We start from the raw sequence: 15,280 nt of genomic DNA, 5'->3' as shown, positions 1-15,280 counted from the left end.
ACTACAGTTAGGGCTTTTTTTATGCTGAAAATCTTGTATTTTAGCCTAGAAAATTTTCAAAAATGAGAGATACTATTTTAGCAATTGTTATTGTAATTAATGTTTTATGCGGTGTGCTGGTTTATTTTGTACCAGATGTAGGTAATTTTATTTTGCTAACAATTGCCTCTGCATTAAGTATAGTTGCTTTGTATGATGCATTTTTTCAGAAAAAACACTCTTTATTACGTGCTTTTCCTGTTGTAGCTCGTTTACGTTGGTTTTTTGAAGATGAAAGAGAGAAAATCCAACAATATTTTATTGAAGATGATTTAAGTGGTGTGCCAATTAACCGTGAAAAAAGAAGTATTGTTTACCAACGTTCGAAAAAAGAGATAGAAACAGTGCCTTTTGGTACGCTGCATAACGTATATAAAAAAGGATACGAATTTGTAAAACATTCCTTATTTCCAAAAGATCATCATCATATTAAAGGAGAAAGAGTATTAATTGGTTCTGATAAATGTATTCAAAAATACGATGCTTCTATTGTTAATATATCAGCAATGTCTTTTGGTTCGTTAAGTAAAAATGCCATTAAAGCTTTAAATCAAGGAGCAAAGATGGCTGGTTTTGCTCATAATACAGGAGAAGGCGGAATATCACCCTATCATTTACAAGGAGGAGATTTAATCTTTCAGGTAGGAACAGGTTATTTTGGAGCGGGGAAAAGCGTAGATGGCAAGCGTGTTTTTGATGCTGCCATTTTTAAAGAAAATGCAATTCGCCCGGAAGTTAAAATGATTGAAATTAAATTTTCACAAGGAGCAAAACCAGGTCATGGAGGTATTTTACCTGCTAAAAAGAATACTGAAGAAATTGCAAAAATACGTTCGGTAATACCTTTTACAGATGTGAATTCGCCTCCAGGTCATTCAGCTTTTTCTAATTATGGAGAAATGATTGTTTTTATTCAAAAAGTAAGAGATTTATCCGAAGGAAAACCTGTTGGGATAAAATTTTGTGTGGGTGATAATGAAGAGATAGAAGAAATGATAAAAGCATTTTCGTTGGCTAGTAATTATCCAGATTTTATATCCGTCGATGGAGGAGAAGGAGGTACAGGGGCAGCACCATTAGAATTTTCTAATTATATAGGTACTCCGTTGTTAGAAGGTTTGGTTTTTGTAAATAAAACATTGCAAAAGTACCAGTTAAAAGAGCAGATAAAAATAATAGCAAGTGGTAAAGCAATTGATGCTTTTGATATTATTAAATACAAAGCTTTAGGTGCTGATGTTATTGGTATGGCACGTAGTTTTATGCTTAGTTTAGGTTGTATTCAGGCGCGTGAGTGTAATTTAGATACTTGTCCTGTTGGTGTAGCAACGCAAGATGAGGATTTAGTTGAAGCTTTGGTTGTTGAAGACAAAAATGTTCGTGTTAAAAATTATCATATCAAAACAATAACAGCAGTAAAAGAGGTGGTTGCGGCGATGGGTAAAGAATCAATTTCTGATATAAAAGCAAAACATATTTTTAGAAGAAATAAGGAAGAAGAAATTACACCTCTAAACGTTATTTACGATTTACAGGAGTAGAGAAGTAATTAGAAATATCAGGTCATAAATTGAGCTAATAAAATTAAAAGTATTGAAGACAACATTGGAGTTTAATTCGAAAGAATATCAATTAGAGCGTTATCCGGTAACAACAGATAAAGCCTTGCGTTCATGGAGTAATGCGGAGTTATTAATGCTTGATTATATTAAGGATGAAAAAACAGTAAACATTCATTTATATAATGATAGGTTTGGTGTTTTTAACACGCTATTAAGTGATGTAAGGCTAATAACCGTTTGGACATACGCGAGTCAGCAAAAAGCAATTGCTAAAAATTTAAAGCTAAACAAATTTTCGTTAGATGTAAATTACAAAGAACCTTTAGATGATTTAGATAAGGTGGAATTGGCGCTTTTAAAAGTTCCGAAATCTCTTGAATTATTTGAGTTGTTTTTAAAGCAGATACATAAAGCTTCTGATAATGAAACAATAGTTGTTTGCGGATTTATGACTAAATATTTTTCTGTTTCTTTTCTTAAAATTGCAGAGTTGTATTTTGAAGAAGTTGAACAGAGTAAAGCATGGAAAAAAGCAAGGTTGTTGATTTTAAAAAATCCTAAGAAATTAACAGAAGAGAAAGAATTAATAAATAAAATTAATTGGAACGAAGAAATACTTCAGCAATATTACGGAGTGTTTTCTGGAGGTAAAGTAGATGTTGGTACTCGTTTTTTATTAGATAAGTTAAAAGTGCATCCTAGCGAATTAAAAGTGTTAGATGTGGCTTCTGGTAACGGAATTATAGCTTTTGAAATAGCGAATCAAAATACAAAGGCTGAAATTACTTTAGTAGATGACTTCAATTTAGCAATTGCCTCTTCGCGACTTAATTTAAAAGATAAAGAAGCTAAGTTTGTATGTGCTGATGATTTAAGTGGTTTAGAAAAAGGCAGTTTTGATTTAATAGCATCTAATCCTCCATTTCATTTTGAACATGAGAATAATATAGAGGTAACTTTGTCGCTCTTTAAAGATATAAAAAGTTGTTTAAAGCCTGATGGACGCTTTGTTCTGGTGGCAAATAAACATTTGAATTATAAAACACATTTAGAGAAACTTTTTAATGCGGTTGAAATAATGGCAGATAATAAGAAGTTTGTAGTTTATGAATGTATGATGTAGAAAAAATAATAGTATTTAAAAAGGGAGGTATAATGTATTAGCATTTTACCTCCCTTTTTAAATTTAAGTAAAATTAGTTAGGTTTATTAATTATTATAATCACAAGGTAAAAGTTATTAACAATTTATTTAAATAGTTATTAACACTTGTTGATAAAATTCATATCTTTGTATGTTATTAACAATGTATTGTGTATTACGATAATCCCCAAAATCCCCAATTAATATGTTTTTAGAAAAAACAGCACTTGCAGATAAAAAGAAAAATAAAATTTTGGAGTTTCCAAAGATTAACATTCTTGAACATCAAATAGAGCAAGTAAACGAGTTTATAAGACAACGAAAAGTTTTCTTTTCAAGAAACTTAAACAGAGAGAAAATTGAAGTGTTTTTTACCGATGATACTGGTTTAAAGAAAGTTGAGACTTCAATTTGGACTGTTTGTGAAAAATCAATTATTCTTAAGAATACAAAAGAAGTTTCGTACAGTGATATTATTGCTGTAGCTTAAAAATAAAAACCCCACTCTTTTAAGGAGTGGGATTTTTTAGTTTTAGTATGGGGTATTAATTAATCCATATAATCTTCAATAGGATTACAAGAACAAATTAAATTTCTATCTCCAAAAGCATCATCAACTCTACGTACAGTAGGCCAAAATTTATTGTCAGCAATATAATCTAAAGGAAAAGCAGCTTGCTTACGAGTATACGGTAAAATCCACTCATCAGCAGTTAACATATATTGTGTATGTGGTGCATTTTTTAGAGGATTGTTAGCGTTATCTTTAGTTGCGCTAGAAATTTCTTTTCTAATAGAAATCATTGCATCACAAAAACGATCTAACTCTGCAACGCTTTCAGATTCTGTAGGTTCAATCATCATAGTTCCTCCTACGGGAAAAGAAACAGTCGGTGCATGAAAACCGTAATCCATTAAGCGTTTCGCAATATCTACAACTTCAATTCCGTTTTGTTTAAAATCTCTACAATCAATAATCATTTCATGTGCAGCTCTGTTCATTTCTCCAGAGTACAATGTTTCGTAATGTCCGTGTAAACGTTCTTTAATGTAGTTTGCGTTTAAAATAGCTAATTTAGTAGAGTCCGTTAATCCATTAGCGCCAAGCATTGTTATGTATCCGTAAGAAATTAAACAAGCCAAAGCAGATCCCCAAGGGGCAGCAGAAATAGCTGTAATTGCTTTTTCGCCTCCTGTTGCAACTAAAGGATTTGTTGGTAAAAATGGCACTAATTGAGGAGCAACACAAATTGGACCAACTCCTGGTCCACCACCACCATGTGGAATAGCGAAGGTTTTGTGTAGGTTTAAGTGACAAACATCTGCACCAATAGTTGCAGGATTTGTTAATCCTACCTGAGCGTTCATATTCGCACCATCCATATAAACTTGTCCGCCGTTATCGTGAATAATTTTGGTAATTTCTTTAATAGCTTTTTCGTAAACCCCATGTGTTGATGGGTATGTAACCATTAAAGCGGCTAAATTATCTTTATGTTTTTCTGCTTTTTCGCGTAAATCTTCTACGTCGATATTACCTCTTTCATCAGTTTTGGTAACAACTACTTTCATGCCGGCCATTACTGCTGACGCAGGATTAGTACCGTGAGCAGAAGCAGGAATTAAACAAATGTTTCTATTAGAATCGTTATTAGACTCGTGATAAGCACGAATAACCATTAATCCAGCAAATTCTCCTTGTGCACCAGAGTTTGGTTGTAAAGAAGTACCTGCAAAACCTGTAATTACATTTAATTGATGTTCAAGGTTTTTTAAAACTGTTTGATATCCTTCTGCTTGATTTAATGGTACAAAAGGGTGAATATTTCCCCATTGAGGATTGCTTAAAGGTAGCATTTCAGAAGCTGCGTTTAGCTTCATTGTACATGATCCTAAAGAAATCATAGAATGATTTAAAGCTAAATCTTTACGTTCTAGTTTTTTAATATAACGCATCATTTCAGTTTCTGATTGATACGTATTAAATATTTCGTTGTCTAAAAATGAAGTATTTCTTTTTACATTTTCTGTGATTATATCCGAAGAAATAAATTCAGTTACTGTAATATCTTGAATATTGAAGGCTTGTTCAAAACAATCAACAATGGCATTGATTTCTTTTAAGCTAACAGTTTCGTTAACGGAAATTGAAATATGATTGTTGTCAATATAGTTAAAGTTAATTCCGTTTGCCTCGGCAACAGGGCGTAATTTATTAGCTTCAACTTCAATTAAAATAGTGTCGAAATATGATTTGTTTTTTTGTTTAAAGCCTAAACTTTCTAGGGCTGCAGTTAAAGTATTTGCTGTAGCGTGTACTTTATCAGCAATATATTGTATTCCTTCTTTCCCATGATATACAGCATACATACCAGCCATAACAGCTAGTAAAACTTGGGCGGTGCAAATGTTTGAAGTTGCTTTTTCGCGCTTTATATGTTGCTCACGAGTTTGTAGAGCCATACGTAAAGCACGACCACCGTCAACATCTTTGGTAATACCAATTACACGACCAGGAAGACTACGTTTGTAAGCTTCTTTCGTAGCAAAATAGCCAGCATGAGGTCCGCCGTAACCTAAAGGAATTCCGAAACGCTGTGTGGTTCCAACCACAACTGCAGCGCCAAATTCACCTGGAGCTTTTAATTTAGCTAAAGATAAAATGTCCGCAGCAACAGCTACTTTTATGTTTTTTTCGTTACAGTTGGCAACAAATGCAGTATAATCAAATACTTCACCATGTTTTCCTGGGTATTGAATAATAGCTCCGAAAAACGCTGAAGAAAAATCAAACTCTTCATGATTTCCAATTACTAACTCAATTCCGATAGGAATTGCACGTGTTTGTAGAACAGATAATGTTTGTGGTAAAATCTCTTCAGAAATAAAGAATTTGTTAACGCCAGCTTTTTTCTGTGCACGTTCACGTACATCAAATAATAAAGCCATTGCTTCGGCAGCAGCAGTTCCTTCGTCTAATAAAGAAGCATTTGCTAATTCCATTCCTGTTAAATCACAAACCATTGTTTGGTAATTTAATAAGGCTTCTAAACGTCCTTGAGCAATTTCTGCTTGGTATGGCGTGTAAGCTGTATACCAACCCGGGTTTTCTAATATATTACGTTGAATAACACTCGGTACAATTGCTTCGTGGTATCCTAAACCGATGTAGCTTTTAAAAACTTTATTTTTAGCACCAAGCTCATTAATATGATTTAAATACTCATATTCGCTCATTGCAGGCGCTAAATCTAATCCGCTTTCAAGACGAATATCATCAGGAATAGTTTCATAAATTAATTGATCTAAGCTATCTGCTTTGATTGTTTTTAACATTTGCTCTTGATCCGCTACACGTGGACCAATATGTCTTAGTTGAAATGAATTTGTGTTCATTCTGTGTTGTTTGTGTTTAGTGGTTCAAAAATAATGAAATTGTATAATTTTTATAGTATGTTTTTATTTTTAAACTGATATTTTATTAACTAAATTGAAGGGTTATAAACATAAAAACTATTTTTGTGTAATGAGGGTTTTAAAACAAGTGCTTGATTTTTATATAAACGCTAGTATTCATGTGGCTTTAGCCGTGTGCGCTTTTGTTAAGGTTACTGAATTATATTTTGGGTTAACTTATAATGAATCGTTAGATTTTTTTCTTTTCTTCGGAACAATTACTGGCTATAACTTTGTTAAATATGTAGGAGTTGCCAAATTGCACCACAGAAGTTTAACGACACATTTAAAAATAATTCAAATATTTTCTTTGATTTGTTTTTTGTTGATGTGTTTTTATGCCATTAAACTAAATGTAAAAACATTGCTTGTTTTTGTGCCTTTCGGACTTTTAACATTTTTGTATGCAGTTCCTTTTTTTAGTGGATTTCAAAAAAATTTAAGAAGTATTGGGTATTTAAAAATTATAATAGTTGCTTTTGTGTGGGCGGGAGCAACGGTGTTTTTACCAGTTTATGATGCAAATGTTGATTTATCAAATCAATTTTATATAACTATTATACAGCGTTTTTTATTAGTGATGGTTTTAATTTTACCTTTTGATATTAGAGATGTAAAATATGATGCTGTTTCACTGCAAACAATACCCAAAAAAATAGGAATAGAAAAAACAAAAAAACTCGGATATATATTATTAGTTTTTTGCCTGCTATTAGAGTTTATGATAGCACCAAACGCTAGTTTTAGAACAGTTTTTTTATTGATTTTTATGACCATTTTAATACTGTTGATGAGGTCATCAGAAAAAAAATCTAAATATTATAGTGCCTTTATAGTGGAATCAATTCCCATAGTTTGGTGGTTGCTTTTATCAATCGTTTAAATTAATGTTGATAAAAAATAAAAATCTTCTTTCATAATCAGCTTCTTTTTTAATATCATTTGTATTTTTGGTTACTTACTAGTAATTCAACATAATGGCACCAAAAAGAAGTTTTGTTTTCGATTTCGATAGTACACTTTCGCGAGTAGAGGCGTTAGATGTTTTAGCTGAAATCACTTTAGTAGGTAATCCTAAAAAAACGGATATTATTAATGAAATAATAGAAATTACAAACCAAGGTATTGATGGAGAAATCTCCTTTCCTGAATCTTTAGAAAAACGTATTAAATTACTGAACGCTAAAAAAACAGATTTACCTATTTTAATAAAAGAATTAAAACAAAAGGTTTCGCGTTCTATTGAAAGTAATAAAGAGTTTTTTGAGAAATTTTCTGATGATATATATGTTATTTCTGCCGGATTTAAAGAGTTTATAGATCCGATAGTTGCAGTATATAATATTCCTTCTGAAAGAGTTTTTGCAAATACTTTTAAATTTGATAAAAACGATTTGATTATTGGGTTTGATGCAGAGAATCCGCTTTCCAAACACGATGGAAAAATTGAGTGCCTACAAAACTTAAATTTACCAGGAGAAATACAAGTAATTGGCGATGGTTATAGTGATGCCGTAACAAAAAAAGCAGGTGTGGCTGATACTTTTTTTGCATACACCGAAAATGTATCTAGAGAAAAAACAGTTGCCAATGCCGATCATATTACACCTAATTTAGACGAATTTTTATACCTAAACGATTTGCCAAGAAATATATCATATCCAAAGAACAGAATTAAAATTTTATTATTAGAAAACGTACATCCAGATGCATTTACGAAGTTATCTGGAGATGGTTTTTCTGTAGAAACAGTTTCTAAAAGTTTATCAGAAGATGAGTTAATTGCAAAACTTAAAGATGTGCATGTTTTAGGAATTCGTTCTAAAACACAGGTCACAAAAAGAGTAATTGAAGCTGCCGAAAAATTAATGGTTGTTTCAGCTTTTTGTATCGGTACAAAACAAATCGATTTAGAAGCTTGCAAAGAAAACGGAGTCGTAGTTTTTAATGCACCTTATAGCAATACACGCTCTGTGGTTGAGTTAGCAATCGGAGAAATCATTATGCTAATGCGTAGTGTTTTTCAAAGAAGTACCGAGTTGCATAACGGACAATGGAACAAAACAGCGCAAGGTTCGCGTGAAGTTCGTGGTAAAAAATTAGGAATTGTTGGTTACGGAAACATCGGTAAACAATTATCTGTTTTAGCAGAAGCTCTGGGAATGTACGTTTATTATTACGACGTAGAAGATAAGCTGGCTTTAGGTAATGCAACTAAAGTAGCAACCTTAAAAGAGTTGTTAAATATTTCTGATGTAGTTACCCTGCATGTTGATGATAATGCTGCGAATAAAAATTATATAGGTAAAGAAGAAATTTCTCAGATGAAAGACGGAGTTCACTTTGTAAATCTTTCTAGAGGTTTTGTGGTAGATATTGAAGCCTTGGTTGCTGGATTAAAATCAGGTAAAATAGCAGGTTGTGCAGTAGATGTATATCCGGAAGAACCAGCTAAAAATGGTGATTTTTTAACGGAATTAAAAGGATTGAATAATGTTATTCTAACGCCACATGTTGGAGGAAGTACAGAAGAAGCACAAAGAGATATTGCAGATTTTGTACCGAGTAAAATTATGGCATATATTAACTCAGGTGATACTGTAGATGCTGTTAATTTTCTGAATATTAGATTACCGCGCCAAACCAATGCACATCGTTTTTTACATATTCATAAAAATGTACCGGGTGTAATGGCAAAAATTAATAAACAGTTAGCAAAGTACGAGCTAAATATTACAGGACAATATCTGTCAACTGATTCTAAAGTTGGTTATGTAATTACTGATGTTGATAAAGAATATAATGAAGAAGTAATCGCAAAGCTTCGCGAGATAGAAGGGACCATAAAATTTAGAGTTTTATATTAATCTCTACAGTAAATATTATTATCTAAAAAATGATTGTTTTATATTTGAAAAACAATCATTTTTTTAGTTTTAATAATGACATATATAAATACCTTAGAATACGCACAGCAACAAGATAAAGAAGATAAGTTAGCGCATTTGCGTAGTCAATTTCATATACCGAAAGATAAAGAAGGAAAAGATTGGTTGTATTTTACAGGGAATTCATTAGGATTACAACCTAAAAGTACACAAAAATATATTCAACAAGAATTAGATGATTGGGCTAATTATGGTGTAGAAGGCCATTTTGAAGCCAAGAATCCTTGGTTGTCATATCACGAGCTTTTAACAGCGAATATGGCAGAAATAGTGGGCGCAAAACCATTAGAAGTTGTTGTGATGAACACTTTAACAACAAATTTACATCTCTTAATGGTGTCTTTTTATCAGCCTACAAAAAAGAAATATAAAATTGTAATTGAGTCTGATGCTTTTCCTTCGGATAGATATGCAGTACAATCGCAATTAAAATTTCACGGATTTGATGTAGAAGAGGGATTGATAGAGTGGAAACCTAGAGCAGGAGAGGAATTATTAAATATTGAAGATTTGGAAACGATTGTAGCCAAACAAGGGGATGAGATTGCGTTGTTATTAATCGGTGGCGTAAATTATTACACCGGTCAATATTTAGATTTAAAAAGAATAGCTGAAATAGGGCATTCAAAAGAGTGTTTTGTAGGGATTGATTTAGCACACGGAGCAGGAAATATTTCTCCAGAATTACATGATTCGGGAGTAGATTTTGCAGCTTGGTGTACTTATAAATATTTAAATTCTGGTCCAGGAAGTTTAGGGGGATTGTTCGTGCATGAAAAACATGCAGAGAATAAAGAGTTACCACGTTTTTCTGGATGGTGGAATCATAATAAAGATACACGATTTAACATGCGTCAACCTTTTGATGTAATGCCAGGTGCCGAAGGATGGCAATTATCTAACCCGCCAATATTATCAATGACGGCAATTAAAGCTTCGCTTGATATGTTTGCTGAGGTTGGTATGGAAGCTTTGCGTGAGAAATCAGAAAAATTAACAGGATATTTTGAGTTTTTAATCAATCAAATAGCTTCTGATAGTATTAAGATTATTACACCTTCAAATCCAAAAGAAAGAGGTTGTCAGTTGTCTGTTCAGGTAAAAAATGCGGATAAAAATTTACATAAAAAACTAACAGAAAACAATATTATTACCGATTGGCGAGAGCCTGATGTTATACGTTGTGCACCTGTGCCAATGTATAATTCTTTTGAAGATGTCTATAAAATGGTTTCAATATTAAAAGGGTTGCTGTAAAACTAAAAAGACCTCCTCTATCGAAGTCGAGAGGTGTTTATTAATTCTAGGCAGCGTCTTAGTGAGAAAAAAATGGGGATTATTGAAGTCTCAGCGTTAATGTTTTTTCAGGAAAAGTATTGCTATATAAAATGGTTAAATAATAATTTACAATATAGATATAATGTCCCCTCGAGCGCAGTCGAGAGGTTTTAACTAGTTCTCGACTGCGCTCGAACTGACACGAATATAAAATGAATAAAAAAGATAACATACTAATAATAGGTGCAGGTTTATGCGGAAGTTTATTGGCTTTACGTTTAGCTCAAAGAGGCTTTAAAGTTACCGTTTATGAAAGCAGACCAGATTTAAGAACTACAGATATTTCTGCAGGAAGATCCATAAATTTAGCATTGTCAGATCGCGGATTTAAAGCATTGCGCTTAGCGGGTGTTGAAGAAAAAGCTAAAGAAATTTGTATTCCCATGTATGGTCGATTAATGCATGATATTAAAGGAAATACATTTGCATCTAATTACTCAGGAAGAGAAGGAGAGTATATCAATTCAATTTCACGAGGCGATTTAAATGGTATTCTGTTAACAGAAGCAGAAAAGCATGAAAATGTAACGATTCATTTTAATAAAAAATGTGCATCGGTTGATATTGAAAATACAATTGCACATTTTAAAGACTATATTACAAAAGAAGAGTTTTCTGTGAACTCGGATGTGATTTTTGGTGCCGACGGAGCTGGTTCAATTTTGAGAAAAAACTATTACTTAGAGCGTAAATTTTTATTTAGCTATTCACAAAATTATTTATCTCACGGATATAAAGAATTGGAAATTCCTGCTGATAAAGTAGGTAAACATCAAATAAGTAAAGATCATTTACATATTTGGCCTCGTGGTGAGTATATGTTAATAGCCTTACCAAATATGGATGGAAGTTTTACAGTAACCTTGTTTTTAAGTTATGATGAAGGCGAATATAATTTTAACAATTTAACATCCGAAGAAAAAATAACAACCTTTTTTGAAGAGCAATTTCCAGATGCTTTAGCCTTAATACCAAGTATAAAAGACGAGTTTTTAAACAATCCAACAGGAGCGTTAGGAACCGTAAAATGTTCGCCGTGGCATTATAAAAATAAAACAATTTTATTGGGAGATGCAGCGCATGCAATTGTTCCGTTTTACGGACAAGGAATGAATGCTTCTTTTGAAGATGTTACTGTTTTTGATGAGATACTAAATAGTTTCGAAGATGATGAAGAAATAAGTGATTGGGAAACAGTTTTTAAAAGGTACGAAAAAGCAAGAAAACAAGATACAGATGCAATTGCCGATTTAGCAATTGATAATTTTCATGAAATGAAAGATCATGTGGCGAACCCGTTATTTAAAGAAAAACAAAAAATAGAAAAAGATTTAGAGAAAAATTTCCCGGATCAATATTTTTCTAAATATTCATTGGTAACTTTTAACGAAGAAATTAGTTATAATGAAGCTATGAAACGAGGAAGAGCGCAAGACAAAGCTTTATTAAATTTAATTGTAGATGATGAAGTTCACACGCATTTAAATATGACAAAAGAAGAGTTAAAGGTTATTTTAGAAAAGGTAAAGGAAGAAACAAACGATATTTTAGAAGAGGATAAAATAGCAGGATTGTAAATAAATTAAAATGTCTCCTCGGGCGCAATCGAGAGGAAGAAAAAAGTAAAATCAAATAAAATGTGTCTCCTCGAGCGCAGTCGAGAGGTTAAAAAAATAAAAATGAAAAAGTACATTGTTTTACTACGCGGAATAAATGTATCGGGAAAAAATAAACTCCCGATGTTAGATTTACGTGAGTTATTAAACGATTTACAGTTTCAAAATATACAAACGTATATTCAGAGTGGGAATATTATTTTAGAATCTGATGAAAATAAAAGAACAATCTGTAAAAAGATAAAAGACGGAATTTTTGATGAATTCGGTTACGATGTTCCTGTGATTATTAGAACAGTTTCTGAATGGAAAAAAGCGATTAATAACTATCCTTTTTCACTTGAAAATGAAAAAATAGTAGCCTTTACATTCTTAGATAGAAAAACAGAAATATCTGAAATTGTAGTTAAGAATATAGAAGAAGATAAGTGCAAAATAGATAATGATGTTGTGTACTTATATTGTCCGACAGGTTTTGGTAAAGCAAAGTTGACAAATAATCTTATAGAGAAAAAGCTTAATGCAATTGCAACAACGCGGAATTTAAGAACAACACTTAAGTTGTTGGAGTTGGCAGAAAAACAACTAAAATTTCACCTCGAGCGCAGTCGAGAGGTTTTTAAAATAAAGATATAAAAAGGTCTCGACTGCGCTCGACCAGACAAAAAGTAAGTATGGAAAAAAAAGTAACACCAAGAGGCGCATATCCACATGTAAAAGTTGTGGGAGATTTTATTTTTGTTTCGGGAACAAGCTCAAGGCGTTCAGACAATACGATAGCAGGTGTGAAGTTGATTGACGAAATGAATACTAAAAAGTTAGATGCAGAAATACAAACACGCGAAGTTTTAAAGAATATCGATAAGACATTACAAACCGTTGGGGCAAGTATTAAAGACGTGGTTGATGTAACTTCTTTTTTGGTAAACATGAATGATTTTGCAGGTTATAATAAAGCCTACGGAGAGTTTTTTGAGAAAGAAACAGGCCCAACACGTACAACAGTTGCTGTACATCAATTACCACATCCAGATTTAGTAGTGGAGATTAAAGTAATGGCGTATAAAAAACAATAGATGGTTATATTAAAAAGAAGTATCCATATAAAAAAGATAGTTTTTTGTTTTTTAATTATTGGTTTATCATCATGTAAGCCTAAAACTACGCTTCCAGATCCTTTAGAAGCTGGTTGGAAAGGAGAAAAGGTTTGTGAAGTGTTAAAAGATAATGCTGAATTAAGAGTGTTAAAATGTACTTTTCCACCGGGAGTTGGCCATGAGAAACATTATCATAACAAACATTTTGGTTATACGCTGGCTGGAAGTAGATTTAAAATTAAAGATGCTAAAGGGACTAGAGAAGTTAATGTGCCAACAGGTTCTAGTTTTTCAAAAGATGAGAGATCATCACACGAAGTTTTAAATATAGGTGATGAAACTGCCGTTTTTTTAATTATTGAATATAAATAGATTAATAAAAAAATAAAGTGAATATACAAAACTACATAAACGGTAAACTCATTTCTTCTGTTGCTGACAGATGGATTGATAATTACAATCCATCAAATGGAGAAGTATATTCTCAAATTCCGAATTCAACAAAAGAAGATGTTGAGTTAGCTTATAAAGCAGCAGCAGATGCTTTTCCTAGTTGGTCAAATACATCTTTAGATGAGAGAAGTAACATCTTATCAAAGATTGCAACATTGATAAAAGAAAAGTTATCTTTTTTAGCAGCAGCAGAATCTAAAGATAACGGAAAACCAGTAAGCTTAGCTACTCAGATAGATATTCCGAGAGCGTCAAGTAATTTTCAGTTTTTTGCAAATGCAATTACGCAGTTTTCATCCGAAGCGCATGAAAGTGTTGGTTTAAATGCGATGAATTTTACAATGCGTCAGCCAATCGGAGTAGTAGGTTGTATTTCTCCGTGGAATTTACCGTTGTATTTATTTACTTGGAAAATAGCTCCGGCAATTGCTGCAGGAAATTGCGTTGTTGCAAAACCAAGCGAAGTAACGCCAATGACTGCTTATTTATTGGGTGAGATTTGTACGGAGGCAGGTCTCCCGAAAGGTGTTTTAAATATTGTTCACGGATTGGGAACCACCACAGGGCAAGCAATTGTAGAGCACCCGAATATTAAAGCAATTTCTTTTACAGGCGGCACGGCTACAGGGGCACACATTGCACGAGTGGCGGCACCAATGTTTAAGAAACTATCATTAGAATTAGGAGGTAAGAATCCGAATTTAATTTTTGCTGATTGCGATTACGAAAAGATGTTAAATACTACGGTTCGCTCTTCATTTGTCAATCAAGGTCAGATTTGTTTATGCGGAAGTAGAATTTTTGTAGAGGAGAAAATCTATGAGAAATTTAAAAAAGATTTTATTCAAAAAGTATCCGAATTAAAAGTTGGTAATCCATCCGAAGTAGATACAAATATAGGCGCATTAGTTTCTAAACAACATTTAGAAAAAGTAAAATCATATATTGATATCGCCGAGCAAGAAGGCGGAAAAATCCTTTTTGGAGGGAAAAATGTTACTGTCACAGACAGTGAAAATGGATACTATTTACAACCAACAATTATTGAGGTTTCCGATAATAAATGCAGGCTGAATCAAGAAGAGATTTTCGGGCCTGTGGTTACCATAATGCCGTTTAAAACAGATGCAGAAGCTTTGCGTTTGGCAAATGATGTAAAATACGGATTGTCAGCTACACTTTGGACGAATAACTTAAACAGAACCATGCAAATATCAAAACAAGTTCATGCAGGAATTGTATGGGTAAATACATGGTTATTACGAGATTTAAGAACGCCTTTTGGCGGCCAAAAAGAAAGCGGAGTAGGGCGTGAAGGTGGTTTTGAAGCCTTGCGTTTTTTTACAGAACCTAAAAATATTTGTATTAGTTATGAATAAAGAAATACAACAAAAAATTATTGATGTTTGTGATGAGAAGATTACAAAAAAAGGAACCAATGTAGGGGTATCTTTTTATGCGTTTTTTAAAAATAAAAATGACAATCCGAAATTATTGATGGAAGTCGCAAAATGGTGGATTGAAACTCATGAGTTAGATCACTTTGAAAAAGCGGTTAAAATTAAAACAATGATCCAGAATAACAATTAGAAAATAAAAAAATTGGCAATAGATTTGTCACCTCGAGC

General features: G+C 32.5%; 13 protein-coding genes. 12 read left to right on the top strand and 1 reads right to left on the bottom strand.

Annotated elements, in window-relative coordinates; all coding sequences use genetic code 11:
- The first annotated feature begins 62 nt into the window (after positions 1 to 62).
- From P2G10_RS00370 to P2G10_RS00360, 3 genes are all read left to right on the top strand, one after another.
- Positions 63 to 1,580, top strand: a complete 1,518-nt coding sequence (locus P2G10_RS00370) for an FMN-binding glutamate synthase family protein (RefSeq protein ID WP_275314714.1) — start codon at positions 63 to 65, stop codon at positions 1,578 to 1,580.
- Positions 1,581 to 1,632: 52 nt separating this feature from the next.
- Positions 1,633 to 2,724, top strand: a complete 1,092-nt coding sequence (locus tag P2G10_RS00365) for a class I SAM-dependent methyltransferase (protein ID WP_275314712.1) — start codon at positions 1,633 to 1,635, stop codon at positions 2,722 to 2,724.
- A gap of 225 nt (positions 2,725 to 2,949) precedes the next feature.
- Positions 2,950 to 3,234 carry a hypothetical protein gene (locus P2G10_RS00360; protein WP_218772984.1) on the top strand — a complete coding sequence of 95 codons (285 nt, stop codon included), beginning with the start codon at positions 2,950 to 2,952 and terminating at the stop codon, positions 3,232 to 3,234.
- 59 nt (positions 3,235 to 3,293) lie between these two features.
- Here the strand turns inward: P2G10_RS00360 and gcvP are convergent, their stop codons facing one another.
- Positions 3,294 to 6,140, bottom strand: a complete 2,847-nt coding sequence (gene gcvP / locus P2G10_RS00355) for an aminomethyl-transferring glycine dehydrogenase (protein WP_275314709.1) — start codon at positions 6,138 to 6,140, stop codon at positions 3,294 to 3,296.
- 130 nt (positions 6,141 to 6,270) lie between these two features.
- On the opposite strand from gcvP, the gene P2G10_RS00350 reads away from it, so the two are divergent.
- The 9 genes from P2G10_RS00350 (at position 6,271) to P2G10_RS00310 (ending at position 15,242) form a co-directional block, all read left to right on the top strand.
- Positions 6,271 to 7,083 carry a UbiA prenyltransferase family protein gene (locus tag P2G10_RS00350; RefSeq protein ID WP_218772982.1) on the top strand — a complete coding sequence of 271 codons (813 nt, stop codon included), beginning with the start codon at positions 6,271 to 6,273 and terminating at the stop codon, positions 7,081 to 7,083.
- A 94-nt stretch (positions 7,084 to 7,177) separates the two neighbouring features.
- Positions 7,178 to 9,067 (top strand): phosphoglycerate dehydrogenase, encoded by a 1,890-nt coding sequence (gene serA, locus P2G10_RS00345; RefSeq protein WP_275314707.1) that lies wholly within the window; start codon positions 7,178 to 7,180, stop codon positions 9,065 to 9,067.
- A 75-nt stretch (positions 9,068 to 9,142) separates the two neighbouring features.
- Positions 9,143 to 10,405 (top strand): kynureninase, encoded by a 1,263-nt coding sequence (gene kynU, locus P2G10_RS00340; protein ID WP_275314705.1) that lies wholly within the window; start codon positions 9,143 to 9,145, stop codon positions 10,403 to 10,405.
- A 233-nt stretch (positions 10,406 to 10,638) separates the two neighbouring features.
- Positions 10,639 to 12,063: an FAD-dependent oxidoreductase gene (locus P2G10_RS00335; RefSeq protein WP_275314704.1), complete on the top strand. Its 1,425-nt coding sequence runs from the start codon at positions 10,639 to 10,641 to the stop codon at positions 12,061 to 12,063.
- A gap of 102 nt (positions 12,064 to 12,165) precedes the next feature.
- Positions 12,166 to 12,738: a DUF1697 domain-containing protein gene (locus P2G10_RS00330; RefSeq protein WP_275314703.1), complete on the top strand. Its 573-nt coding sequence runs from the start codon at positions 12,166 to 12,168 to the stop codon at positions 12,736 to 12,738.
- Positions 12,739 to 12,776: 38 nt separating this feature from the next.
- Entirely contained in the window at positions 12,777 to 13,178 is a 402-nt protein-coding gene (locus P2G10_RS00325; protein ID WP_275314701.1) for a RidA family protein, read from the top strand.
- Positions 13,179 to 13,571: a cupin domain-containing protein gene (locus tag P2G10_RS00320; protein WP_218772976.1), complete on the top strand. Its 393-nt coding sequence runs from the start codon at positions 13,179 to 13,181 to the stop codon at positions 13,569 to 13,571.
- A 17-nt stretch (positions 13,572 to 13,588) separates the two neighbouring features.
- Positions 13,589 to 15,031: an aldehyde dehydrogenase gene (locus tag P2G10_RS00315; RefSeq protein WP_275314700.1), complete on the top strand. Its 1,443-nt coding sequence runs from the start codon at positions 13,589 to 13,591 to the stop codon at positions 15,029 to 15,031.
- Positions 15,024 to 15,242 (top strand): DUF6500 family protein, encoded by a 219-nt coding sequence (locus P2G10_RS00310; RefSeq protein ID WP_218772974.1) that lies wholly within the window; start codon positions 15,024 to 15,026, stop codon positions 15,240 to 15,242. The genes P2G10_RS00315 and P2G10_RS00310 overlap by 8 nt, the downstream gene beginning before the upstream one ends.
- Positions 15,243 to 15,280: the final 38 nt, after the last annotated feature.

Origin of the sequence: Tenacibaculum bernardetii (assembly GCF_029125915.1) — a bacterium.
Lineage (GTDB): Bacteria > Bacteroidota > Bacteroidia > Flavobacteriales > Flavobacteriaceae > Polaribacter > Polaribacter bernardetii.
Note: the sequence above shows the minus strand (reverse complement) of the source record. Positions and strands in the feature narration are given on the sequence as shown.